This is a genomic window from Ruegeria sp. AWH4_226, from assembly GCF_056159225.1.
Window position 1 is genome coordinate 332,567 of sequence record NZ_JBSWUU010000003.1, and the last position, 24,290, is coordinate 356,856.

Genomic DNA, 24,290 nt, shown 5'->3' on the forward strand with positions numbered 1-24,290 from the left:
CATGGACAGTAAAACAAGTCCGAACCGCCGCTTGCGTTGCGCGATCTACACCCGCAAGTCCACCGAAGAAGGGCTCGATATGGAGTTCAACAGCCTCGATGCTCAGCGCGAGGCCTGCGAGGCCTACATCGCCAGTCAGCGCTCCGAGGGCTGGGCCTGCCTGCGCGAGCGCTACGACGACGGCGGGTTCTCCGGCGGCACACTGGAACGCCCTGCGTTGAAACAGCTGATCGCCGATGTTGAAGACGGCCTTGTTGATGTGATCGTGGTCTATAAGATCGACCGCCTCAGCCGCGCCCTGATGGATTTTTCGAAGATGGTCGAGCTTTTCGACCGCCACGGCGTGACCTTCGTGTCGGTGACTCAGTCCTTCAACACGACAACGTCCATGGGGCGGCTGACACTGAACATCCTGCTCAGCTTCGCGCAATTCGAGCGTGAGGTCACGGCCGAGCGGATCCGCGACAAGGTCGCCGCAAGCCGGAAAAAGGGCATGTGGATGGGCGGCTACGTCCCCCTCGGATACGATGTCGTCGACCGCAAGCTCATCGTGAACGAGAACGAGGCGGCGCAGATACGGCGGATATTTGAACGCTTCGTCGAACTTGGATCCGCCACGGTTCTGGCGCGAGAGCTCCGCCGCGAAAAGGCCCGCAACAAGCAGGGTACGCTGATTGACAAAGGTTATCTCTACCGGTTGCTCAAGAACCGCGTCTATCGCGGTGAAGCTGTCCATAAGGGTACTGCATATCCCGGCGAGCATGATGCCATCATTGACGCCGACCTCTGGGACCGCGCCCACGCCATCCTGCAAGAGAGCCCCCGGAAACGCGCCAGCAACACCCGCGCGCAGACACCGGCGCTACTCAAGGGGTTAATATTCTCCGAAACCGGCGCGGCCATGACCCCCACCACCACAAAGAAAGGTCCAAAACTCTACCGCTACTACGTGTCCATGGACGTGATCCGGAACCGAGATACCGGCGACGAGACCGCGCCCACGCGGCTGGCCGCCGGGATGGTCGAGGAGGCGGTGGTGACCGAAATCCGACGGATCTTACAAACGCCAGAGGTCGTCACGCAGGTGTTGTCGGCGCTGAGAACCAACACCGCCGATATCTCCGAAGCGGACGCCTTGGGGGCGCTCCACGAGTTCGACACACTCTGGGCCCAACTCTTCCTAGCCGAGCAAGCCCGGATCGTCCAACTCCTCGTTCGGCGCATCACGGTGACGGCCGTCGGGCTCGAGGTCGATATCCGGCGCGAGGGCATCGCCGGGGTCATCCGCGAGATGTTCGCGCCCCGCGAGATGGAGGCCGCCGAATGACCAATTCCAATGACACCATCCGCATTCTGATCCCTCTCAAGGTGCGGAAGAAAAACGGGCGACCGAAGATCTTGCCGCCTGCCGACTATAACACGGTCGCGGAGCAAGCACAGGATCCCCACATCCTGCGTGCCATCGGCCGCGCATGGAGCTGGCGTCGTCGCATGGAAGCGGGCGAGTTCGCCACAATTCAGGAACTGGCCGAAGCCGTCGGTCTGGCCGAGCGACACGTCAGCCGCCAATTACGCCTCGCCTATCTTGCACCCGAGGTTCTTAAACGCCTGACCTGCGGTCGGGAGACGTCGGCGGTCAGCCTCTACGATCTGTGCTTTCTGGCGGGGGATGCTTGGCAAAAACAGGCTGAGCGAACGTTTCGCTGACCTTCAATGAAAACTCGCCTGAAAGGACGTTGCCGTCAGCGAGACATGCGCGTCCAGCGGCGGGTGCAGCTCGAACGCCTTCGGCTCGCGCGCGAAGTTCCAGAGCCGTAACAGGGACCATTCCGCGCGCCGCTCCTCTGCCACAGCCAGTTCGTTCCGGCTGATGTGGAAAGGCGTGCGTTCCCAGCCATTCGTCGTCTTCACCTCGATCAGGCGCGAGCGTCCGTTCGGCGCGAAGCTGGCGATATCGTAGCCAGCACCATCGCCGTCCTCTTCCGACACCCACCGGACCTTACGCGCAAGGTCGTCGCGGCCCGCTGATTTGAGGGCTGCACGTTCGTGCGCCAGGACGCGCTCCTCACCGGCTCGACCGAGCGTGCGGTTTCGCTCGTCTCTCGCTGCCACATCGAACTTTCGTGCGATGTGCAGCATCTGCTCCAGCTCCTGTGGCGGTGGCTGGTTCGACAGCGTCGGCGGTGGTCCGATCCAGATCGGCGCGGCGTCAGCCAGGCCAGTCGGCGGTCGCGCAGCAGGAGGGCGACCAAGCCAAGCCGGGTTCAGCGCCAGCCAGCGCGCTACGGCATCCACCAAGGTCATCTGGAAATTGAACGCTGGCTTGTAGCCCGGGATCCAGTCTTCCCCGAGCCCCTTGAGCACTGCGCTGATGTTTTGATGCTTGAACTCGACCGATCCCTCAGATCTATCGTTCAGCAATGGCAGAAGCGCACGTCGATGCTCGGCCTTGTAATAGCGGTGCCCAGCGATGTCATCGGCCAGCATCGCAAAGTAATCTGCGACGATCAGATCGTTTTCTTCGTCCGTCCAGGGCCCATTTGACATGCCGCCAGGCTATGAGCGGAAAGTCTCTTTGTCATCAGAGACTTCTCGTGGTCGCTCGCGCCAACACGCACAATCACGCCGCCTTCTGGTGTCTCTGTTCGCACCCCTAGCGGTCAAATTCACCGCAACTGCGGCGCAGCCCATTCTCGCCAAGCCTCTGAAAAGACGACCAGTTTCAATGCCGTCTTAATCTGGGTGCGGGGCGGATGGAAAGAGACGCGGGACATTCGGAGACCGATTTTGGCCAAACGACCAGTCGCCGAAAGTCGGATGGCATCGCTAAACCCCTTTGAACCAAAAAGAAAAAAGGCCCCGCTAGGGACCACATCGCGGGTTCGCGAATGGTTGGTGGCGGAGACGAAGGGATTCGAACCCTCGAGACGGTTTCCCGCCTACTCCCTTAGCAGGGGAGCGCCTTCGACCACTCGGCCACGTCTCCGCTGACCCGTATATTTGCCGGAACCTTGAGAAACAAGGCGTTTTTTCAAATTTTTGCCATACCCATAAAACAGAGAGTCTTCCGCGGTTTTCCTGAACTCTTTGGGAACCCCAGAGACCTGTTTGCAAGAGCTATATGGCGCCGAACTCGTGCAAGGTTCACGCAACCGTTCTGACGTTGTTTCTCCAACTCTGGCCGCAATCAGGGTCGCTAAATCACGATGCCGCGTGCCAACAGCCGCGCAGAAAGGCGGGAGCCTGCCCTAAGCCGATTGCAACAATCACGATCATTGGTTCGGGACTTTGACGTAATCGTTTTTTATCGACCTCAAACCTTGCATCATTCGGTTCGTGAAGATTTGTGGTACTTATTGGACGCACCCGCCTGAGCCCGAGTGACGCGGGTGCCGCATGAAAGCCTCTTGCGCCCTTGGCGATCTCAAGATCTTTGTCGGACACGGGAATTGGCATCGCAACCTGGCACGATCTTGTGTCCAAGCAACACTTAATCGAACGCGAGATGCGTTTGGGGCGTTTGATCAGGGCGGACCGAGCAGAATTCCGACACACCCAGATCACTGGCGCACCGTCGCGACTGACCCGGCTTGGGGTATCCTTAGATGACCCTAGCAATGGGTTGCACCAGATAGCACCGCTGACAAGGGTGAAGCTGAAAACCACATTGGCTCAACTGTCTAACCCAATGCCAGTTGATTGGGAAAGCCCCCGTTGCCGAACCGCTGGCCTTGCTTTTTGCGGCTTGACGCAGCACATCTTTACGACGCCAAAGTTGGAGGCAATACCATGAAAACAGCTGTTGTAACCGGGGCTGCGGGGGGTATGGGGCAGGCTATTAGCCGCCATCTGCATGCAGACGGGATGCACGTTATCGGACTGGACCTTGACCCAAAAGGGTTGGGTAAACTGGCGGCTGAGCTGGGTGGGAATTTCACGCCTATCTCTGTTGACCTGACTGATCCTGAGGCCATTTCCCGCACGTTTGCTGACATCAAGACAGAGCATGGCGGTTTGGATGCTTTGGTAAACAACGCGGGAACCTGCCTCATGTCCGATTTCCCGCACATTCCCGCCGAGGAATTAGACAGACAGATGGCGATCAATTTTACCTCTGCGTTCCATTGCTGCCAGCATGCTGTTCAATTGATGCTGGACCGTGACGGCATCAAGAAAATCGTCAATATTTCATCGAACGGAGCCTATAATTTTGATGTTTTTGACCCGCCACACTACCGCGCGTCCAAAGCGGCATTGGACACGCTGACCAAAGACCTTGCCCGACGCTATGCACGAGACAAAATCTGCGTGAATTCTCTGGCTCCGGCCATGACCGAGACACCGCTTTTTGGCGTGCTTACCGAAGATGTTTTGCAGTCAGCCATCGATGCCATGCCGCATGGACAAGCGATGCGGCCTGAGCAAATCGCATCTTGGGTCAGCTTCCTTATCTCGCCAGCGGGCGATGTTTCCAGCGGTAACGTGATTATCCTGAATCAGGGGCGCGACGTCAGGTAAGCCGTTTGCACTAGGCACGCTTACTGAGACAGGAGCGCCTAATTTTATGGGTTCAGCTATAGACCTCTGGTGCTTTTTTCAATTCGGGCCACTGCTTTGGACAATGCCCGTAGATCACAAAAGCATTTCGCTTGGATGCCAGACGCATAAGCCGGTCCGCGCTGGCAATTGCGGCGTCTTCGTCCCAGGATCCGGCAAACTTCTCATCGATTTCTTCCGGTCGTGAGATCGCATCACTGGTTAGCAAAAAGGTGCCAGACGGAAGATCGACCATCACTGCGATTTGGCCTGGCGCGTGGCCAGGAGCCGCCAGGACCGTGAGGCCCGGTCCGATCTCTACATCGCCGTCGATTTCAAGATAGTCCTGATCTGGCCATTCCAGCGGTTGCACGTCACCCCAATATAGAGGGCGCGGCAAAGCGCGTTCCGTGGCCGAGATCAATATGGGTGAGGCAGGAAAAGCACTTAAGGCTCCGACATGGTCAATATGGGTATGCGTACAAATCTGCAATGTGATGTCCGACGGATCCAGACCCAGCTTTGCCAATTGTGATAGCGGCAGATTTTCGGGATCGCAGTGCAAGACCTCACCAAACTCAAACAGACGATCTTCTTGAACCGCAGCTTTGGTGTTGGTTGCGTATTTTTCGGGGAAACCCGTATCGATCAGAATCGCCTCCTTCGCATCGGTGCGGATTAAAAACCCACAAATTCCGATGATGCGACCATTGGAATGGACCTTGAACAGCCCGTAGTCCAGCACGGCCAGATCGCGTGGACGCCCTTTGACAAACCCCTTTGCTTTCACACACTCTCTCCTTGTTTGGTCACAAGGATTTCGAGCGCGGCATGAAAGTCAAGATACACACGCTTTTTCAGTACCTGCTGGATACAACAGAAGCGGACCCCGAAGCCTTCGTCGGGTTTTCTTTATCGGAGTCTCCGCGTCTGGGTGAGTTCATGGATGCGCTGGACCCAGGGCTGCCGCTGGATTGGAACCAAAAGAGCTTTCGCGGGTTACCTGCCCTTAGGAACCACGTATTGGATAGGGCTGGTCTTGCCGGCATATGTCAACCAGACGATGTTCTTATCACGGCAGGCGCGGCTGAGGCCAATTACCTTGCATTCATGCAATTGGTCCAGCCCGGTGACGAAGTGGTGACTGAACGTCCGGGTTGGCCACAAGCGGGTGTGCTGGCTGAAGCAGTCGGTGCAACCCTCAAAGTGGTGGATCGGGATGAGGCCTCGGGCTGGTCCTTGCCGCTAGATGCTGTTGAGGCTGCAGTGACCCAGCGAACGCGTCTTATCTTCCTCACCAACCCCAATAACCCGACCGGACGCCTGATGACCCGCGGCGAACTTGAAAGACTGGTCCAAATCGCGGATCGCGTTGGTGCATGGCTTGTTGTGGACGAGGTGTATGCAGGTTTGGAATGGGAAGGTGCGCGCGCGCCTTCGATTGCCGGCATGTATCCGCGCGGCATCACAACAGGAAGCGTTTCCAAAGCGCTTGGTCTGCAAGGGTTGCGTACTGGTTGGATGATTTGCCGTGACCCGGATTTGATCTGGGATGCAATCATTCTGCGGGAAAACTCCAGCGAGATTATGAATATCCTTGGCGAAGTCATTGCTGAAATCGCGCTGAGGCCCGACAGGTATGATCAGGCTATACAAACGGCGCGCACATCGGGGCTAAGAACGCTTGAGCGACTTGATCAATATGTCTCGGGTCAACCGCGCCTTCAGTGGGTTAAGCCGCAGGCCGGATTGATAGGTCTGGCACGGCTCGACGGGATTGATGGAAACGCATTCGCCAAACGCTTGCTAGCCGATCCCTACCGCACCTTTCTTTTGCCGGGTTCTTCTTACGAAATGCCCAACCATATCCGCTTGGGCGTCGGAGGTGGCGCTGCAGCAAACCTGGATCTCGGGTTGGAACGTATGGGCGCTCTTTTGGCGAACTGGCAGAGCCAACTCAGTCATTGAGATAACACATTGAAAAGAAACCGGAATAGTGCAATCCGAAACTGTTTGATGTAGGGACCACCGTGGACTTCAAGACCCTGACCAACAAGCCATGACATATCGGATCAAGTTCAGAGAACATCCAGTTGCCGTTCAGTTGTACTGCGCGCGGCAACAAGTACCGGCTCGCGCTGTTCCAGCCCGGGGAGAGTAGAGTGCAGGTGAAACGGAACATCGTTTCACTTTCAGAGCGCATGAGGTTGTTAACGTAATGTCTCTGGCGATTGCGCGGTCGCCTTCGCGACCACAGCGCAAGACTTGCGGCGGGGGCGTGGCATATTGCGCTGCTTCGCTGCAGAGTAACCGTTCGTGGGGCAACATTTGCAGCCTTTGATTACAAGCAACCTCCCAACTCATGAAACCCATCGGACTTATGGTCAGGCTGCTGGAAGGATTACCTCGGGGAATTGAGAAAACGCTCAATTTCTGTCGTCAGTGCTTGTGGCGCGGCTTGCCATATCATAGATACGTTATGTCTGAATTGGAGATTTTATGTCCCGGTAAGGAAGGGAGGCAACGCGCCTCCCGGTGTACATCCAACGGCTGAAGACAGCTCCGTCATATTGCAACTGACGGACAGCTTTTTTGTGCCATCGCTTCTTACCAACAGCGCCCAAACCATGCTTCGGGCACAGACATGAAAGCAGATTTTCAATGACACGGGACTACTCCCAATTTCTTCCGTTGTCCCTGACGGACACCGGCTCAAATGCTCAACTCAACCCGCTTCGGGTACTGGGCTGGCAACCCTTTTTCGCCCAGCAGATCAGCGTCGACGATATGGTGGCAAAGCCTCCTGTCCGCGTGGTTGAAGTCCACCGCAACGCGCTGCATGTCGTTGGCGAAAAGATCACCACGACACTGCCCCCAAGGCCGGACGTGACTGTCGGTGACTGGCTGATGTTGGATACGGCGCGACCACGCGCCAGTCAGGTTCTCGCGCGCACCAGCCTTATCAAGCGACGCGCGCCCGGAACGGACCGTCATGAACAACTGATTGCTGCGAATATTGATACAGCTTTTATTGTCACGTCTTGCAATCAAGACTTCAACGTGGCCCGGCTTGAACGCTACGCAGCCTTAGCTCTCGAAGCCCGGATCGTACCGGTCATCATCCTGACCAAGACCGATCTGGTGACGGACCCACAAAGCTATGTCGATGCGGCCAGAGCTGTATCAGACGTGATCGACGTCGTTGCACTTGACGCCCGCGGACGCGCAGTTCAGACAAAACTGTCTCTGTGGTGCAAGCCGGGCAAGACGGTAGCCTTCCTGGGTTCGTCCGGCGTTGGCAAATCGACACTCACAAACTCACTGCTGGAAAATCAATCCATCGAGACGCAAGCCATTCGCGAGGATGACGCCAAGGGGCGGCATACGACGACGCGGCGTCAACTTCACGCCATGACAAATGGCTGCCTGATCCTGGATACCCCCGGAATGCGGGAATTGCAGCTGACCGACGCGGCAGCAGGACTCAAAGACCTCTTCGCCGATATCCAGGACTTGGCGACGCAGTGCCGTTTCAAAGACTGTCAGCACGAGACAGAGCCGGGATGTGCTGTTCTCAAAGCCATAGAGGAAGGTTCGCTCGACGCTATGCGCCTTGGAAGATGGCGCAAGCTTGTGGCCGAAGATGCCTATAACTCCGCAACCCTTGCGGAACGCAGGTCGCGGGACAAAGCGTTCGGCAAGATGGTGCGCGACGTCAAGAAGCTCAAAGGCTTCCGAAGCTAGTTTGGTGAGGCAATAAGGACGGGTTCATTTCTCTGGCGCGACAGCCTTCGGTGCGCCGAAATGCTGATCTCGCGGGAATGGCGACAAGTAGCGTATGCCACTGGCGGCGCAGCGCAGAACTGACCCGTCCACCACGTCAATTGGACCTTTCTGGTGGAAAACCTTGCAAACTACACGGTGTTTAGAACATATTTGTATATATTTATTATTTCTGAATTCAGTATTTGGAAGTCTTTGAGGCACAAACCGAGCGGCGGGCGTACTGCGCCCTGTACCTATCTGTGGGGAAGGACGTTTGGTTTGATCTGGTTAAAAAGTTTACTTGTAGTCTGTTTTATTTCGCTGATGCCTTTAAAGGTTGCAGCCAATATCGGAACAGTGATCGGTGTCGAACAAGGCGCGCAAGTAACGCGCGCCGGGAAATCGCAGCCGTTGCGCGCAGGCATGACCGTTGCGTCCGGGGATTCCATCTCAACCGACGGCAGCGGCTTGGTCCAACTGTTATTTGATGACGAAACCAAGATTGCGATAGGCCCAAATGCGCGCATGCAACTGGATGTGACAATGCTGCGCGGAAACAGAAAGGCCAAGAATTTTGCTATCCAGGCCCTGGGCGGCAGCTTCCGCTTCATTTCAGGTAAAAGCAAGAAACGGGCCTACTCCATTCAGACTCCCACCGCAACTATGGCCGTCAGGGGTACGACATTTGACCTTTGGGTCGTTCCGGGCACGCAAAGTGCCATGATGGTTCTTCAGGGCCGTGTCGAGATGTGCGGGCTGAGCGGAAATTGTCAGGAAACGGGACGGAAATGCAACCTTCTTGCCACCACACAAAGCGGGAACATCGGTCGCCCGGTCGACGAGGAAAGCTATGAAAACGCGGTGAAGACCGGCTTTCCGTTTGTTCAATCGCAACAGCAGTTGCAAGTGCCGCTGCAAGTAGACGTGTCAGGCTGCGGACGGGACGCTGTGCCTCCACTTCGACAAAGATCGGAAACACGCGTCTCTACCCCTGATCGGGGAGACGTTAAGAGCGCCGCTGCATCCGCGCCACAAAACGAGGCGCGGGCGCCGTCAAGTGGCGGCAGCCCTGACAGACCCGACAGCACTGGCAGCGGCAATGGCGGCAGCATTGGCGGAAGCACCGGCAGTGGCAACGGCAACGGCGGAAACATCGGCGGAGCTGGCAGCAGTGACTCTGGTACAGGTGGCAATATCGGGACGGGCAGCGGCGCCGGGAATGGCCGTGGCGGCTCGATCGGTGGCGGATCAGGCAGCGGAGGCGCAGGCAGTGGCGGCACAATCGGCGGCGGTGCGGGTGGTTTTGGTGGCTTTGGTGGTGGCGTTGGCAGCGGTGGCTCCGGTGGGAACGGGGGCAATAGCGGCTAAGGAGCCTCACACACCTAAGTCCTGTCGCCGGTCCAGACATGGCCGAGGCATTTGAAACTCGCAGCGTGGGTGATGGTTCGTTCGGGCTGACCAAGATAATCGGAGGCAAACGTGACCGGAAAGCCCAGGGACCGCGCAGGGCAAAGGCGTGCTTTTCAGCTGGTTGGGCTGGGTCTGATCCTGTTCGGGTGCTTCATCCGGGTCCTAGATCCCTACCCTGTGCGCATGACACGGTTAGTCTACTTCGACATTCTGCAGCGCATGTCACCTCGGGAATACAACCCCGATTTGCCGGTTCGCGTGGTGGACATCGACGAGCAGTCACTTGCAACCTGGGGGCAATGGCCTTGGCCCCGCACCTTGCTGGCGCAGATGGTTCAAAACCTTGGCGAATATGGCGCCGCCGCTATCGCCTTTGACATGTTGTTTATCGAACCAGACAGGTTTTCACCCGCCCGGCTTCTCAACGATCCCGCGCTGACCGGAGTGTTGTCGGTTGAACGTCATGCCAAGTATCTGGACTATGACGTACAGTTTGGGATGGAAATCGCGAACTGGCCTGTGGTTCTGGGCGCGGCTGCCCGGCAATCCACTGAGGGCAGACGCGTGACGCCATTGGCCGGGATAATAGAAATCGGTGAAGCACCAACTTCGGGTCTGATCACTGTCCCGCACTGGACGCCACCTGCCTCTCCTTTGGACCGGACAGCTGCAGGTATCGGAGGGGTCAATGTCTCACCCTTGGGTGGTACAGGCATCGTGCGCCGTGTTCCCGTTTTGTGGGGCGGACCGGACGGTACCCTACCGGGTCTGAGCGTCGAAGCACTGCGAGTCGCCATGGGCGAGCCCGTGATCCTTGTCGAGGGCACACCGGACGAGGCCGGCATCATGCTGGCACTCGAGGTCGGTCAATTTCGCGTGCCAACGACCGAGAATGGGGAGGTCTGGATAAGATACAGACATGACAGTCCTGACCTGTACCTATCCGCGAATGACGTGATGCAGCCACCGGACAACGCTGACCTGCGCGCCGAAATCGAAGGGCGGATCATTCTGGTCGGCACATCGGCGGCAGGGTTATTTGACAGACATCAGACGCCGTTGGGCGAATCCGTTCCGGGTGTATCCATCCACGCGCAAATCCTGGAACAGGTTCTGACCGGCGAAATGCTAAGCCGCTCTGACGTCACTGCGGCCCTTGAAATACTGTCCTTCGTCACCCTGGGCCTTGTGGTGACGGCCGTCATGGCACGGTTCGGCGCAGTGGCGTCGTTTGTCGCAGGCGGGGCATCAGCGGCTGTTGTGCTTGGAATTAGCTGGCTGGCGTTTCAGAATCAGTTGGTCCTGTTCGATGTGACCTTTCCCCTGCTTGGGGGCATGGCCAATTTCGGTCTGCTGGCAGGGTACCTGTTTGTATCGACGGAGCGCGAAAAGCGCGTCATCCGGCAAATCTTTTCTCACTATGTCGCCCCTGAGATCCTGGATGAGATGGAAGGAAGCGGACATCAACTGCAACTGGGTGGCGAAACGCAAGAGATCACAGTTATGTTCTCGGATATTCGGGGCTTTACGCCCTTGTCCGAATCCGTCTCGGCCACTGATCTTGTGACCTTACTGAACCAGTTATTCTCTCAGGTTGGCGACCAGATACTGCGGGAGCGTGGCACTATTGACAAGTTCATCGGTGATGCGGTCATGGCATTCTGGAATGCCCCCTTGCCAGTCGAAGATCACCCGCGCCGCGCGGCTGAAGCCGCGCTGTTGATGCGTCAGGCCTTAGTGAATTTCAATGCGTCAGAGGTGATGCGGGGACGGCCGCCGATTGCATTGGCAACAGGCTGCGCCACCGGACGGGCCTGCGTCGGCAATATCGGATCGAAACGCCGGTTCAACTACACCGTGATCGGGGATGTGGTGAATGTTGCCGCGCGGATCGAACAAAGCTGCCGACATGTTGACTATGACATTCTCGTTTCAACTTCGGTGTATGAAAAAACGAGGGACCACATGGCGATGCTGGAAGCCGGGTTTATCGACCTGAAAGGCAGAACCGACCTTGAGCCCGTGTTCGTGCTGGTTGGCAATCAAGGCATGCTAGAAACCCCCGCCTTCCAAAGATTGGAAACAACCCATCAAAAGCTGATCGAATCCATTCGGGACCGTCACCCGCAGGAATACATCGAAAAGACTTGCGAGGATTGCGTCGCGCAGGCGCGACATGTTGAGCCGGGACTGGTCGGGTTTTACCACGCCCTGTCCGGCAGATTGGCTGATTTTCGGTCAGACATCCAATCCGGGCAATTGATCTTTAGCCATCAAGACCGTGCAGGCAAACCATCTGCCTAAGACGGCGCCCGTACCTGCTGAGCGGGCAATCGCTATCTACACTTCCCGCCCCTCGGCGCATCGCAATTTATTGCGACCGTTGTCACAAAACTCTTTTGAAATGTGCTTTCACATTCCCTGCCTTGTTGTCTGACGCTGAATCAGACGAACCGGGGTGCGGGTTCTGGCCAGTGGCACCGTTGCGTTCTGCAACCACTCCAAGACCGTGTCGGCAACCTGTTTGCCAAATGCGTCCACGCCGCAATGGACTGTGGACAGGGTTGGCCAACACTCGGCGGCTTCCTGAATGTCGTCAAACCCAATGATCTGAAAATCAGTGCCAATATCCTTGCGGGCTTCGTGACAGGCGTTGATCATGCCAAACGCCACCAGATCGTTAAAGCACAAGGCCGCGTCGCACTCCGAATAGTCGCAGAACAATTGTGCGGCGGCACGGTGTCCAAAAGACCGGCTGCTGCGACCGGACAGCACCAAAGGCGAAAACCCGTGTTCGGACATCACCTCCAAATACCCCGAAACCCGTTCCTGCGTCACCTGTCGCCCATCCAGCCCACCCACAAAAGCGATACGGCGCGCGCCTGACTCGATCAGATAACGCGTGGCGACACGTCCGCCTTCTTGATAATTCGGGGATATGAAGGGAAATCGGGCGGTATCGTCGCTGACCTGACGCAGGACCTGCATGACGGGAATCTGGGCGCGCGCTAAAGCGGTCAGGGTTTCGGATACATCCCCGTAAGCAGGTGAGACAATCAGAGCCGAGACACCGTGCTCTAGCATCGCCGCGACGACCTGATCCTGTATGGTTGCATCCTCGTTGGTATTTGCCACCACCACCGCATAGCCACGCGAGCCCAGCGCCATTTGCAGCGACGTGGCAAATTCCGTGAAGAACGGGTTGTTCAGGTCATTGATCACCAGCCCGATCAGTGCCGTCCCGGACGCGCGCAGATTGGCGGCCGACCGGTTATACACATAACCGATCTCTTTCATCGCCGCGTGGACGAGCTTTTTGGTCTCGGGCTTGACCTGCGCGCCGCCCTGCAACACCAGGCTGACCGTCGATTTCGACACGCCTGCCTTGTTGGCCACATCTATGATCGTCGGTCTACGCATTCAGGTTATTGGTCTACTCCGTGCAGGGTCAGCAGTGTGATCATGCGCTCCATTGCCAGATCCGGATCCAAGAGCAAACCCGCCTGATCCGCCAGCCGGAATACCTGTGCATAGTGGCAGATATCGCGGCTGGACTGGAACCCACCGGGCATCACAAAATGCGATTGCGCGCCGTTCAGCCATGCCAAAAAGGCTATGCCTGCTTTGTAGAACTGCGTCGGTGCCCGGAAAATCTCACGGCTCAAAGGGACCGTGGGCGCAAACAGCGCGTGGTAGCGGTCCATGTCCCCGATCGCCAGGGCTTCAAGCGCCTGACTGGCGGCTGGGGCGATTGCGGCAAAAATACCCAGTAGCGCGTGCGAAAAATGCGTCCCATCCCCGGCAATCAGATCAGCATAGTTGAAATCGTCGCCCGTATAGAGGCGTACACCATCTGGCAGGCGCGCGCGAAACAACTCTTCATGTGCCTGATCCAGAAGCGAGATTTTGATGCCGTCCACCTTGCCCGGGTTCTCGGCGATAAGGGACAGAACAAAGTCACTGGCCGCAGCAACGTCAGTGCTGCCCCAATACCCTTTAAGTGCCGGGTCAAACATGTCGCCCAGCCAGTGCAGTATGACAGGCTCTGACGCGCCGTCGATCAGCGTGCGGTAGACGTCGTGATATGTGTCCGGCCCAGCGCTGATCGCAGGGAAAGCACGCGACGCCATCAGGATCAGCTGCCCGCCAGCGGCCTCGATCGCTTCGGCCTGATGTTCGTAGGCGGACAGGATTTCACCTGCCGTGTTCAGCGCGCGAAGCGGCACATGGTCCGTCCCTGCCCCGCATGCCACGCGCGGGGAAAGCGGATGCGCCCGGGCGGCAGCCACGGTGCGTTGGATCAATTCCAGTGCGGTGTCCCAATCCACACCCATGCCGCGCTGCGCCGTATCCATCGCCTCGGCTAAGCCCAGGCCTTGATCCCAAAGCCCCTGCCGAAAGCTGAGCGTCGTGTCCCAATCCACCGCCGGACGGTCTGTCCAGGGGTTGCGCTCAGCCAGCGGGTCTGAGACGACATGCGCCGCAGCAAACGCGGTACGTGTCAATGGCACCTGCGGTGCACGGGGCACCAAGGGGGTTCCGGTCAGCGCATAAGGTTGCAGCGCGCCTTCAGGGGTTGGCAGTATCAGTCTCATCGCCTCAGACCTCCAGATCCAGAACCAGTATGCCGTCGATCCCGCTTATCGCATTCTCAATCAACTGCGCGCCCAGCGCCTTGTGGGTTTTGTTGTTTTGATAGGCTTCCAGCGCCGCCCAATCGTCGAAATCGATCACGAAGCCATGCATGTAGCCGCGCTCAATCTGTTCAGGGCTTTGACTGCGACCGCCAGTGAACCCGCTGGCCCCCTGCAATGTTTCTGCCACATCAGCGAGGCCGGCATAGATGGCCGCAACCGTTTCCTCGGTCACGTCGGGGCGAAACTTGGTCAGCACGATATGGCGGATCATTATGTAAATCCTTGATCTTGTTTGATCATGTCCGCTGCTTTCTCTGCGATCATGATGGTCGGAGCGTTGGTGTTCGATGAATTGACAGTGGGCATGATCGAGGCATCCGCGACGCGCAGCCCCTCAATCCCGTTGAACCGAAGACGTGGGTCAAGTACGGCCTCTTGGTCGCTGCCCATACGGCACGTACCTGCGCAATGGTGCGAGGTTTTGGAATGCACACAGATGAAGTCGAAATAATCCTGATCGGTCCGCACATCCGGCCCCGGCAGACGTTCGGCCAAAACATACGGTTTCAGCGCATCCTGCGCGAGGATGTTTTGCACCAGCTTCAAACCCCGGATCGACATCTCACGGTCATAGGGATCGGCCAGATAGTTCGGGTCGATCAACGGCATCGCCGCCGGGTCCGCGCTTTGCAGTCGAACCGAGCCGCGGGACCGGGGGCGCAGGAAGCATGCGTTTAGGGTGACGCCGCCGTTGGGCATCGCCTCGACCCCGGCTTCGATCCCGGTACCCAACCCCAGATGCATCTGAATATCAGGCGACCGCGCGTCAGGATCGGCGTACCAGAACCCTCCGGTTTCAAACAGGCTCGACGCCACCGGCCCTTTGCGCGTGAGCAGGTATTGCAGCCCGGCGAATGCCGAAAGATGCAACTTGGCGAACCGGTCATAGGTATGCGGTCCCGTCACCTCGCAGATCGCGTAAAGATCAAGGTGATCCTGCAGGTTCGCCCCCACATTCGGCTGATCGTAAACCGGTCTGATCCCCAGAGTTTCCAGGTGATCTGCCGGACCAATCCCCGACAGTTGCAACAGGCGTGGTGATCCGATTGCACCCGAAGACAGGATGACCTCTTGCGCAGCGGTGAGTTTTTCACCGTCCATCATTTCGACACCGGTCGCCCGGCCGCAGCTGATCATGATACGCCAAACTTGCGCGCCGGTGCGGACGGTCAGGTTCGTCCGGCCCCGGTTCGGCGCCAGAAACGCCATCGCGGCCGAGGACCGGCGCGCGTTGCGTTGGGTCAGCTGATAATACCCCGCCCCATCCTGTTTCGCCCCATTCACATCGCGCGTTTCGGGGATGCCGACCTGCCCCGCGGCCTTGATATAGGCATCGCAGATCGGCAAAGGCGCGGCAGGCCTCGAAACGCCCAACGGACCACCTTTGCCGTGGAACTCATTGTCGTAGGTGTCGTTGTCCTCGGACTTCTTGAAATAGGGCAGCACATCATCAAAGCCCCAGCCTTCACACCCCATCTGGCGCCAGTCGTCATAGTCCTGCGCCGCCCCGCGCGTATAAATCTGCGCGTTGATGGCAGACCCGCCTCCGATCACTTTCGCCTGCGTATAGTTGAAAATCTTATCCTGCATGTGCCTCTGCGGCACCGTCGACCAGCCCCAGCTACCAATGCCTTTGGTCATTTTGGCAAACCCGGCGGGCAGGTGAAAAAACGGATGCCGGTCGTTTGAGCCAGCCTCTAACAGCAGAACCCTGGCCGAGGGTTCCTCGGACAGGCGCGAGGCGATGACCGATCCGGCCGAGCCGCCGCCGATCACGATGAAATCATATCCGTCAGACATGTTGATTTGTCCTCAGAGTTTCTCAGAGACGCGCGATCGACAGGCCGCCATCCACAGGGATTGCAGCACCCGTGGCGAACTGCATCTGGCCTTTGACTATGGGCATAATGACCGACCCGATATCTTGGGGTTCACCCCATCGTGCGGCGGGCACAAGGCCACCTTCGATCCGGTCGGTGTATTTGTCGCGCACACCTGCCGTCATCTCGGTTGCGATGATGCCGGGGCGCAGTTCGAACACGCCTATCCCGTGCGGTGCCATACGCACGGCAAAGAGTTGCGCCATCATGGCCGCAGCCGCCTTTGAAACGCAGTATTCAGCCCGTTCGATAGACACCATAGTGGCGCTGACCGAGGTGACGAATGTGATCGAGCGATAAGTGTCCTGAGGTTGCGCCAGCATGCGCCGCGCAACGTCCTGCGCCAGAAAGAAGGCGCCACGCAGGTTGATGTTCTGAACGAAATCCCAGTTCTCGGGCTTTAGCTCCAGCATGTCGCCGCGGACCGGAGCACCCACGCCGGCATTGTTGACCAAAGCGGTGATCGGACCCAAGTAAGCCTCAACCTGATCCAGCAGCGCGGGTACGCGGTCAATATCCGATACATCATGCTGCACATAGATCGCGTTTGGTCCAAGCTCGGCCAAAGCCTCTTGCACCGCTGGTTTGTCCGGGGCCGAGCGCGACGCCAGCGCCACCTTGTATCCCCCGGCAATCAACGCGCGCGAAATGCCAAGGCCAATGCCTTGCTGCCCGCCTGTGACCAACGCAATCCCGGTCATGCTGCAAACTCCGTCTCAATGATGTGGCGGCCTGCGCGCAGGGCCAGCGCCGCGATGGTCAGGGCCGGGTTCACCGCAGCCGAGGTCGGCAGGACCGACGCGTCTACGATGAACAAGTTTCGAAAATCGTGACTGCGGCAGAAGGGATCGACAACGCTGTTTTCAGGGTTGCTTCCCATCCGCGCGGTCCCGCATTGGTGGGATGGCGTTCGGCGATCAAATGCCCGCGACAGGACAATCGGAAAACCCGACCGGCGCAGGTGTGTTTTCAGCCGCTCCACCAGAGCTTCATGCGCCGCCCAATTCGAACGTTTCCAATCCAGCCGGATCTGGTTACCTTCGACAGTCACACGGCTATCGGGGTTCGGAAGGTCCTCTGACATGGCGTAGAAATCATAGCTACGGCCTGCGATCAGACCCGCAACAGGGCCGGGCAACCCGGTCTGAGAGGCAAGGATCGGGCCTGTGATCTTGCCCAGCATCTGAACATTGCCCAGTGGCGGCCCCCCGTTGCCGTCGCTGTTGTAATAATCGTTGAACATCAGCGTCTTTTGATAGATCGACCGATTACGGCGCAAAGGGTGCAGGGCCAGCACGGCCGAGCTGTTGTGGTTCATGAAGTTGCGCCCAACCTGATCGGACCGGTTCGCCAGCCCTTTTGGATAGGCGTCATTCGCAGATTGCAGCAGCAAGGCCGCCGATTGAACAGCACCAGCAGCGAGTACTACCAGCGGTGCCTCCAACGTGCCGTGCCCGTCGACCTTGATCCCCGTGATCTGACCAGTCGCATCCGCGATCAATTCCCGTACCGTCGCCCCCGTCAAAAGCGAGACATTTTTGTGCGCAAGCGCCTTTGCCAAGGCAGAGGTTTCCGCATCCATCTTGCCGCCGCAGGTGTTGGGAAACGCATCCCAGGTCGTTTGACCTGCCGCCAGCCATTTGTCGATATCCACCCCAAGCGGCACCGAAGACGGCGTAAGACCTGCACGGCTGAGCCGCGTTCGCAAATCCGCGATGTCCGGCTCATCCGCCACGGGCGGGTGCGGATAGTTTGCGCTGTGGGGCGGCTCGGTCGGGTCTTCATTCACGACGCCATGCACATCATAAAGATGCTCGGCTGCGGTATAGTCGCGCTCCAATTCCTCATAAGAGATCGGCCAGCCGGGGGAACTGCCGCCCATATGCGCGCGCGGCTGGAAATCCTCACGTCGATACCGGATCAGCGCCGCACCGTAGAATTTGGAGTTCCCGCCCACGCAATAGTAATTGCCGGGGTTAAAAGGCTGGCCTTTGCCGTCCAGCCACGTTTCGTCTGGCCGAAAGCACCCGTCGCCAAAGATCGCCTTCGGATCCCGATCCTGTGGCGAGGGGGTCAGGCGCTTCCCTCGCTCTACGATCAGAATACGGCGTCCGGACGGGGCCAAAGCCGCCGCCAGAGTCGCCCCACCGATGCCAGAGCCGATGATTATGACGTCTGCACGCGTCACGGAGTGATCCGCATCTCGCTTTCGGGGTCAAAGGCCACGGCCTTTTCCATGTTCACCGCGAACATGAAATCCTGCCCAGGAGCCACCTCGGCGTCCGAACGCATCCGAGCAATCACATCCTGCCCTCCGAGGATCATGGAAACAAATGTGTCCGAGCCTGCGGGTTCAGTCACCACGATGCGGTTGGTCATCTGCGCGATGTTTGAAGACTTCCGATCCGCACCATCCATGTCGGTGATGGTTTCCGGCCGGATGCCCAACAGGATTTCACGCCCGTCCCAAGCAGACAGGTTGTCCTGACTAAAGGGAAGCTGCGCCATCGACCCGTCGTGCAAGGCGACCTCCGCATGAGGGCGGCCATTCAGGACGGAAACCTTTGCGGGCACCACATTCATCGCGGGTGATCCCATGAACGTTGCTACGAAGATATTCGCGGGCGTGTCGTAGATTTCCTGCGGCGTACCCAGTTGCTGGACATAGCCGCCGTTCATCACAGCGATGCGGCTGGACAGGGTCATCGCCTCAATCTGGTCGTGGGTGACGTAGACGATAGTGGTGCCGAGGTTTTGATGCAGCTTCTTGATCTCGGTCCGCATGTCCACGCGCAGTTTGGCATCGAGGTTGGACAGAGGCTCATCAAACAGGAACACATCAGGGTTGCGTACCAGCGCCCGCCCCATCGCCACTCGCTGACGCTGCCCCCCCGAAAGCTGGCCGGGTTTGCGATCCAGCAGTTGTTCGATCTGCAACAGCTTGGCGACCTCATTCATGGCCTTTTCACGCTCGGGCTTTGGTACACCGTGCATCTCAAGCCCGAAGGTGATGTTCTGCCCCACGGTCATATTGGGGTAGAGCGCATAGCTTTGGAACACCATGGCGATGTTACGGTTTGACGGGTGAACCCCGTTCATCACCTGATCCTTGATGCGGATTTCCCCGCTGGTAATCTCCTCCAGCCCCGCGATCATGTTCAGCAAGGTGGACTTGCCACAACCCGACGGGCCAACAAGCACAAGGAACTCTCCCTCTTGCACCGAGATATCGACCTTGTGAAGAACTTCGACAGCCCCGTAGGATTTGGTCGCGTTGTCTATGTCCAGAAAACCCATCAGGTCTTATCCTTTCACGGAACCCGCCATCAGGCCGCGGACGAAGTATCGACCGGCCACGATGTAGACGAGCAGAGTTGGCATGGCGGCCAGAATGGCGCCTGCGAAGTGAACGTTGTATTCCTTAACCCCGGTGGATGATTGCACGAGGTTGTTCAGCGCGACCGTCATTGGCTGGCTGTTCGCATCTGCAAAAGACGCACCAAACAGGAAGTCATTCCAGATATTGGTGAACTGCCAGATGATCGACACCACGGCGATTGGCCCTGAACTGGGCAGCAGGATACGCCAGAAGATTTGGAAGAACCCTGCCCCATCAATCTGCGCTGCCCGGATCAACTCGGTCGGGAACACGGCGTAGTAGTTGCGGAAGTACAGCGTGGTGAAGCCGATCCCGTAGACCACGTGAACAAGCGCCAGCCCCCAGGTTGTGCCCGCCAGGCCGATGATGCCCAGCATCCGCGCCATCGGTATCAGAACGATCTGGAACGGGATGAAACAGGCAAACAGCATTAGCCCGAACAGGATGGTATCGTACTTGAACCGCCACTTGGTCAGCACGTAACCGTTCAGCGCGCCAAGGATCGTCGAGACGATCACCGCGGGAACCACCATCTTGATCGAGTTCCAGAAATAGGGCTTCAGACCCGTTGGATCGACACCGATCTGGGCCGAAGACCAAGCCTTGAGCCATGGCTCAATCGTGAACACTTGCGGCAGGTTCATCATGCCGCCGCCGGTGATCTCTTCCAGCGGTTTGACCGAGTTCACCAGCATCACGTAAAGCGGCAGCAGGTAGAACAGACCAAACAGCAGCAGCACCAGATAGATCAGCGTCCGCGTGACTCGGCCCGTGCGGATTGCGGTATCTTGAGTTGCCTGGGACATCAGCGTTTCTCCCGCAGTTCGGCGTAGAGATAGGGGATCATGATCGCTGCGATGGTCATCAGCATAATCGTGGCCGAGGCTGCACCAATCCCCATCTGGTTCCGCGTGAAGGTGTAGGAGTACATGAAGGTCGCAGGCAGTTCGGTAGCGCGACCGGGCCCACCGCCGGTCAGCGCGATCACAAGGTCAAAGGTCTTGATCGCAAGGTGGCTTAGGATCACGAAGGCCGACAGGAATGCGGGGCGCAATTGAGGGATGATGATCCGGCGATAGAGGTTCCAGTTCGACGCACCATCCATCTGCGCCGCGCGCAGGATTTCGTTGTCGATCCCGCGCAACCCAGCCAGGAACATGGCCATGACAAACCCGCTGGTTTGCCAGACCGCCGCCAGAACGACCGTGTAAATCGCGAAATTGCGGTCTTTGATCCAGTCGAACTCGAAGCTTTCCCACCCCCAGGTCTGCATCACGTTTTCCAACCCGATGCCCGGATCAAGAAACCATTTCCACGCGGTGCCAGTCACAATGAAGCTCAGCGCCATTGGGTACAGGTAAATCGGGCGCAGCAGCCCCTCACCACGGATTTTCTGATCGAGAAAGATCGCCAACCCAAGCCCGATACACGTGCAGATCACGATGTAAAGGCTTGCGAAGATGCCCATGTTGATCAGCGAGGTTTCCCAATGACTGAGCCGCCACAGCTTGTCATAGTTTTCCCAACCGACCCATCCAAAGGTTGGCAGGATGCGGCTGTCGGTGAAGGAAAGGTAGACCGAGAACAGAATAAATCCGTAAACGAACACCGTCATCATCGCGATGGATGGGGACAGGACCAGTTTGGGAATCCAGTTCTGAAGGCGAGTCTTGAAATCCGCGTCGGCTGAAACAGCCATGGCGCGCCCTCCTGCAAGTAGTGTTGTAAGGCGTTGAGCGCCCTCTTGTGACAGGGCGGCCCCAAAGCCGCCCCATCGGGAGGATCACCTGATCACTTGGCGATGGACACCGCGTCGACCAGTTCGGTCACAGCTGTTTCGCTGTCATACTCGCCGTTGAAATGGGCCGTGACGACGTCATAGACCGCATTTTTGACCGAGGCTGGTGCCGCGTGGCCATGGGCCATGGACCCGAACAGGTTGCCCGAAGCTGCAGCCGCCGCCAGATCTTTCATGCCTTGCTTGCCGCAATCATCGAAGTCAGCATCGCTGACATCGGTACGTGCAGGGACCGAGCCCTTGACCACGTTGAATGCGGACTGGAACGAGGGCGACAGGATCGCACTGGCCAACGCCGCCTGTTCTTCGGACACCGAACCGCCCTGATCGAACATCATGAACTGGTCGGCATTGAACGTCACCTGTTCAGCCGTACCCGGGAAACGGAAACACAGAAAGTCCTGACCCGGAACCTTGCCCGCGTTCAGGAACTCACCCTTTGCCCAATCGCCCATCATCTGGAAACCGGCCTCGCCATTGATCACCATCGCAGTCGCAAGGTTCCAGTCACGGCCCGAGAAATTCTCGTCAACATTGTCGCGGATAAAGGCCATGCGGTCGAAGGCTTCTTTCATCGCTTCGCCGCCCAGTACTTCTTCGTCCAGATCAATGAACGCGGCCTTGTAGCCGTCGGGGCCCAACGTGGACATAACCACCGCGTCAAATATGGTGGCATCCTGCCAAGCCTGACCACCATGCGCGATCGGAGTAACTCCGGCACCCTTCAACGTTTCGACAGCGGCGACAAACTCATCCCACGAGGTTGGCGGGGCAATTCCGTTTGCGTCCAGCACCGCCTTGTTGGCCCAGACCCAGTTGGTCGAATGCACGTTTACGGGCGCGGAGACCCACTTCCCATCATGCTTGGCAAAAGCCTTTAGCGCATCCGGAACAACCTCGTCCCAGCCTTCTTGGGCAGCAACATCATTCAGGTCGGCCAACGCACCCTGCGCGGCCCAGTCCTGAATGTCGAAACCAAGCGCCTGCACGGCAGTCGGGGCGTTGCCAGCAGTCACACGCGCGCGCAGAACGGTCATAGCCTGCTCGCCGCCGCCACCGGCAACCGGCATGTCTGTCCAACCGATGCCCTGGCCGGACAGGTCATCTTTCAGAACGTTCAGTGCTGCGGCCTCGCCGCCCGAGGTCCACCAGTGCAGAACCTCGACCTCTTCCGCGTGTACGAGGCTGGATGTACAGAGCAGCCCGGCCACAATAACCGATTTTGTTTTCAGCAGTTTGCGCATTTTTTGTTTCCTCCCTAAATGCGTTTTTCTTGTTTTTCGTCGGTCGGCGCTTTTGTCAGTCCTCGGGCACCCATGGGGATCGGCTGTTCCCGATACGCATGACCACCGATTTCACTTCCAAAAACTCCTCGAATCCATAGCGCCCAATTTCCCGTCCCTGTCCGGATTGTTTGAACCCTCCAAAGGCAACTTCTGGGAAGCCGTCCATCCAGGTGTTGGTCCAGACCGTTCCCGTTTCTGCGCGACGTGCGAATTCAAGGCATGTGTGAACATTCGTACTCCAGACACCCGCCGACAAACCGTAGTCGCTATCATTGGTCAGGGCGACAGCCTCGTCCAGTGTTTTGAACGTCATGACCGACAGAACCGGGCCAAAAACCTCGTCTCTTGCAATGGGCATGTCCGGATCAACTTCAGTGATCACGGTAGGTTGGTAGAACTGATCGCCCAGCCCTTCGACCGTCAACCGATCTCCGCCCAGCGCGACGGTCGCGCCCGAAGCCCGGGCCTGTTTGACGTAACTGTCGATCTTAGCGTTGTGCTCGGCTGTGACGATGGCGCCCACCTGCGTGGACGGGTCCAGCGGATCACCGAATTTTACTCTGCGGGACAGGGCGATAATACGGTCGCAAAACTCTTGGACAATATCCTCATGCACGATGATCCGGCTGCTGGAGTTACAGCACTGGCCCACATTGAAATAGACACCAAACACAACGGCATCCGCCGCCGCATCCAGATCGGCGTCAGGAAAGATCACCTGCGGATTCTTGCCGCCAAGCTCCAGCGCGACTTTCTTCAGCGTACCTGATGCAGCCGCGCTGATCGTCTTGCCCACGGCCGTCGATCCCGTGAAGCTGACCATATCCACGGCCTTGTGGCTGGACATAATGGCACCCACCGGAACGCCGTAACCCAGCACGATGTTGCAAACACCTGCGGGCAAGCCCGCCTCGATCAGCAACTCACCCAGCATCAGCGTGGTCGAGGGCGTCATTTCAGACGGCTTGACGACCACCGTACAGCCCGCAGCCAAGGCAAACGGCAGTTTCTGGCTGAGAATCCAGAACGGGAAATTCCACGGCGTGATGATCGAAACCACACCGATGGGTTCTTTCAGCACAACGCCCATCATATCCGCGCCCAGCGTATTGTGGCTGTCGCCATGGGTGCTGCGCGCAAGCGAAGCCGCATAGCGCCACAAATCCGCGGCACCGCCAACCTCACCTTTGGACTGGCTGATCGGCTTGCCGCTTTCCAGCGTTTCGATCAGGGCGATGCGATCGACGTTCTGCTCAATCAAGTCCGCGACTTTCAGCAACACGGTCGCGCGCGCCTTGCCTGATGCACGGCTCCAGACACCGCTGTCGAATGCCGTACGGGCGGCTGCAATCGCGGCTTCGGCCTCGGCCTCTTGCCCCAGAGCAGAGCGGCTTACAATGTGCCCATGAGAGGGCGAGCGCCGTTCGAATGTCTCTCCCGAAGCGCTATCCACCCATGCGCCATTGATCAGGTGCCGACCTTCGAACAGCGCGGGCAGTTCAAACGGGATCGCGGGGTTTATGGTCATGTCATTCATGT

At 58.2% G+C, this 24,290-nt stretch carries 20 protein-coding genes and 1 tRNA gene; 7 read left to right on the forward strand and 14 right to left on the reverse strand.

Translation table 11 applies throughout. The annotated features are described in order from the left end of the window. The first annotated feature begins 1 nt into the window (after position 1). Together ACXAET_RS20035 and ACXAET_RS20040 are read left to right on the forward strand one after the other, a co-directional pair. Positions 2-1,327 (forward strand): recombinase family protein, encoded by a 1,326-nt coding sequence (locus tag ACXAET_RS20035; protein ID WP_475189552.1) that lies wholly within the window; start codon positions 2-4, stop codon positions 1,325-1,327. Then, on the forward strand, positions 1,324-1,707 hold the full coding sequence (locus ACXAET_RS20040; RefSeq protein ID WP_475189556.1) for a hypothetical protein: 384 nt from the start codon (positions 1,324-1,326) through the stop codon (positions 1,705-1,707). Before ACXAET_RS20035 ends, ACXAET_RS20040 begins: the two co-directional genes overlap by 4 nt. A 3-nt stretch (positions 1,708-1,710) precedes the next feature. Here the strand turns inward: ACXAET_RS20040 and ACXAET_RS20045 are convergent, their stop codons facing one another. Together ACXAET_RS20045 and ACXAET_RS20050 are read right to left on the reverse strand one after the other, a co-directional pair. Next, the gene (locus tag ACXAET_RS20045; protein ID WP_475189562.1) at positions 1,711-2,547 is read right to left on the reverse strand and encodes a protein NO VEIN domain-containing protein; all 837 of its coding nucleotides are present in this window, start codon (positions 2,545-2,547) and stop codon (positions 1,711-1,713) included. Between the two features lie 349 nt (positions 2,548-2,896). Continuing rightward, a tRNA-Ser gene (locus ACXAET_RS20050) sits at positions 2,897-2,986 on the reverse strand. Between the two features lie 803 nt (positions 2,987-3,789). On the opposite strand from ACXAET_RS20050, the gene ACXAET_RS20055 reads away from it, so the two are divergent. Continuing rightward, a complete protein-coding gene (locus ACXAET_RS20055; RefSeq protein WP_475189566.1) occupies positions 3,790-4,518 on the forward strand; it encodes an SDR family NAD(P)-dependent oxidoreductase in 729 nt (242 codons plus the stop codon). A gap of 52 nt (positions 4,519-4,570) precedes the next feature. On the opposite strand, the gene ACXAET_RS20060 is transcribed toward ACXAET_RS20055, so the two are convergent. Continuing rightward, on the reverse strand, positions 4,571-5,326 hold the full coding sequence (locus ACXAET_RS20060) for an N-acyl homoserine lactonase family protein (protein WP_475189568.1): 756 nt from the start codon (positions 5,324-5,326) through the stop codon (positions 4,571-4,573). A 41-nt stretch (positions 5,327-5,367) separates the two neighbouring features. Here ACXAET_RS20060 and ACXAET_RS20065 point away from each other — a divergent pair, with 41 nt between their 5' ends. The 4 genes from ACXAET_RS20065 to ACXAET_RS20080 all read left to right on the forward strand — a co-directional run bounded on the left by ACXAET_RS20065 (position 5,368) and on the right by ACXAET_RS20080 (position 12,015). Beyond that, positions 5,368-6,504 carry a pyridoxal phosphate-dependent aminotransferase gene (locus tag ACXAET_RS20065; protein ID WP_475189570.1) on the forward strand — a complete coding sequence of 379 codons (1,137 nt, stop codon included), beginning with the start codon at positions 5,368-5,370 and terminating at the stop codon, positions 6,502-6,504. A gap of 693 nt (positions 6,505-7,197) precedes the next feature. After that, a complete protein-coding gene (rsgA, locus tag ACXAET_RS20070; protein ID WP_475189573.1) occupies positions 7,198-8,280 on the forward strand; it encodes a ribosome small subunit-dependent GTPase A in 1,083 nt (360 codons plus the stop codon). A gap of 300 nt (positions 8,281-8,580) precedes the next feature. After that, a complete protein-coding gene (locus tag ACXAET_RS20075) occupies positions 8,581-9,669 on the forward strand; it encodes a FecR family protein (RefSeq protein ID WP_475189577.1) in 1,089 nt (362 codons plus the stop codon). Between the two features lie 111 nt (positions 9,670-9,780). Next, positions 9,781-12,015 carry a CHASE2 domain-containing protein gene (locus ACXAET_RS20080; RefSeq protein WP_475189578.1) on the forward strand — a complete coding sequence of 745 codons (2,235 nt, stop codon included), beginning with the start codon at positions 9,781-9,783 and terminating at the stop codon, positions 12,013-12,015. 108 nt (positions 12,016-12,123) lie between these two features. Here ACXAET_RS20080 and ACXAET_RS20085 read toward each other — a convergent pair whose 3' ends face one another. From ACXAET_RS20085 to ACXAET_RS20135, 11 genes are all read right to left on the reverse strand, one after another. After that, positions 12,124-13,131, reverse strand: a complete 1,008-nt coding sequence (locus ACXAET_RS20085) for a LacI family DNA-binding transcriptional regulator (protein WP_475189582.1) — start codon at positions 13,129-13,131, stop codon at positions 12,124-12,126. Between the two features lie 5 nt (positions 13,132-13,136). After that, positions 13,137-14,306, reverse strand: coding sequence for a dihydrodipicolinate synthase family protein (locus ACXAET_RS20090; RefSeq protein ID WP_475189584.1), 1,170 nt, complete (start codon positions 14,304-14,306; stop codon positions 13,137-13,139). Positions 14,307-14,310: 4 nt separating this feature from the next. Further along, positions 14,311-14,619, reverse strand: a complete 309-nt coding sequence (locus tag ACXAET_RS20095) for a Dabb family protein (protein ID WP_475189587.1) — start codon at positions 14,617-14,619, stop codon at positions 14,311-14,313. Beyond that, positions 14,619-16,208 (reverse strand): GMC family oxidoreductase, encoded by a 1,590-nt coding sequence (locus ACXAET_RS20100; protein WP_475189590.1) that lies wholly within the window; start codon positions 16,206-16,208, stop codon positions 14,619-14,621. The genes ACXAET_RS20095 and ACXAET_RS20100 overlap by 1 nt, the downstream gene beginning before the upstream one ends. Before the next feature lie 22 nt (positions 16,209-16,230). Then, entirely contained in the window at positions 16,231-16,989 is a 759-nt protein-coding gene (locus ACXAET_RS20105) for a 3-ketoacyl-ACP reductase (RefSeq protein ID WP_475189592.1), read from the reverse strand. Then, positions 16,986-18,476 carry a GMC oxidoreductase gene (locus ACXAET_RS20110; RefSeq protein ID WP_475189597.1) on the reverse strand — a complete coding sequence of 497 codons (1,491 nt, stop codon included), beginning with the start codon at positions 18,474-18,476 and terminating at the stop codon, positions 16,986-16,988. Before ACXAET_RS20110 ends, ACXAET_RS20105 begins: the two co-directional genes overlap by 4 nt. Further along, positions 18,473-19,585, reverse strand: a complete 1,113-nt coding sequence (locus ACXAET_RS20115; protein ID WP_475189601.1) for an ABC transporter ATP-binding protein — start codon at positions 19,583-19,585, stop codon at positions 18,473-18,475. Before ACXAET_RS20115 ends, ACXAET_RS20110 begins: the two co-directional genes overlap by 4 nt. A gap of 6 nt (positions 19,586-19,591) precedes the next feature. Then, a complete protein-coding gene (locus tag ACXAET_RS20120; protein WP_068340098.1) occupies positions 19,592-20,473 on the reverse strand; it encodes a carbohydrate ABC transporter permease in 882 nt (293 codons plus the stop codon). Further along, positions 20,473-21,366, reverse strand: a complete 894-nt coding sequence (locus tag ACXAET_RS20125) for a carbohydrate ABC transporter permease (RefSeq protein ID WP_068340095.1) — start codon at positions 21,364-21,366, stop codon at positions 20,473-20,475. Before ACXAET_RS20125 ends, ACXAET_RS20120 begins: the two co-directional genes overlap by 1 nt. Before the next feature lie 92 nt (positions 21,367-21,458). Beyond that, complete coding sequence (locus ACXAET_RS20130) at positions 21,459-22,709, reverse strand: ABC transporter substrate-binding protein (protein WP_068340092.1); 1,251 nt, start codon at positions 22,707-22,709, stop codon at positions 21,459-21,461. 55 nt (positions 22,710-22,764) lie between these two features. Further along, the gene (locus tag ACXAET_RS20135; protein WP_475189607.1) at positions 22,765-24,288 is read right to left on the reverse strand and encodes an aldehyde dehydrogenase family protein; all 1,524 of its coding nucleotides are present in this window, start codon (positions 24,286-24,288) and stop codon (positions 22,765-22,767) included. Positions 24,289-24,290: the final 2 nt, after the last annotated feature.

Coding starts and splice junctions, on each gene's coding strand:
- ACXAET_RS20100 (WP_475189590.1), bottom strand. CDS start 16,208: ATGTCTGACGGATATGATTTCATCGTGATCGGCGGCGGCTCGGCCGGA.
- ACXAET_RS20090 (WP_475189584.1), bottom strand. CDS start 14,306: ATGAGACTGATACTGCCAACCCCTGAAGGCGCGCTGCAACCTTATGCG.
- ACXAET_RS20120 (WP_068340098.1), bottom strand. CDS start 20,473: ATGTCCCAGGCAACTCAAGATACCGCAATCCGCACGGGCCGAGTCACG.
- ACXAET_RS20115 (WP_475189601.1), bottom strand. CDS start 19,585: ATGGGTTTTCTGGACATAGACAACGCGACCAAATCCTACGGGGCTGTC.
- ACXAET_RS20125 (WP_068340095.1), bottom strand. CDS start 21,366: ATGGCTGTTTCAGCCGACGCGGATTTCAAGACTCGCCTTCAGAACTGG.
- ACXAET_RS20045 (WP_475189562.1), bottom strand. CDS start 2,547: ATGTCAAATGGGCCCTGGACGGACGAAGAAAACGATCTGATCGTCGCA.
- ACXAET_RS20105 (WP_475189592.1), bottom strand. CDS start 16,989: ATGACCGGGATTGCGTTGGTCACAGGCGGGCAGCAAGGCATTGGCCTT.
- ACXAET_RS20130 (WP_068340092.1), bottom strand. CDS start 22,709: ATGCGCAAACTGCTGAAAACAAAATCGGTTATTGTGGCCGGGCTGCTC.
- ACXAET_RS20055 (WP_475189566.1), top strand. CDS start 3,790: ATGAAAACAGCTGTTGTAACCGGGGCTGCGGGGGGTATGGGGCAGGCT.
- ACXAET_RS20095 (WP_475189587.1), bottom strand. CDS start 14,619: ATGATCCGCCATATCGTGCTGACCAAGTTTCGCCCCGACGTGACCGAG.
- ACXAET_RS20035 (WP_475189552.1), top strand. CDS start 2: ATGGACAGTAAAACAAGTCCGAACCGCCGCTTGCGTTGCGCGATCTAC.
- ACXAET_RS20065 (WP_475189570.1), top strand. CDS start 5,368: ATGAAAGTCAAGATACACACGCTTTTTCAGTACCTGCTGGATACAACA.
- ACXAET_RS20135 (WP_475189607.1), bottom strand. CDS start 24,288: ATGAATGACATGACCATAAACCCCGCGATCCCGTTTGAACTGCCCGCG.
- ACXAET_RS20040 (WP_475189556.1), top strand. CDS start 1,324: ATGACCAATTCCAATGACACCATCCGCATTCTGATCCCTCTCAAGGTG.
- rsgA (WP_475189573.1), top strand. CDS start 7,198: ATGACACGGGACTACTCCCAATTTCTTCCGTTGTCCCTGACGGACACC.
- ACXAET_RS20085 (WP_475189582.1), bottom strand. CDS start 13,131: ATGCGTAGACCGACGATCATAGATGTGGCCAACAAGGCAGGCGTGTCG.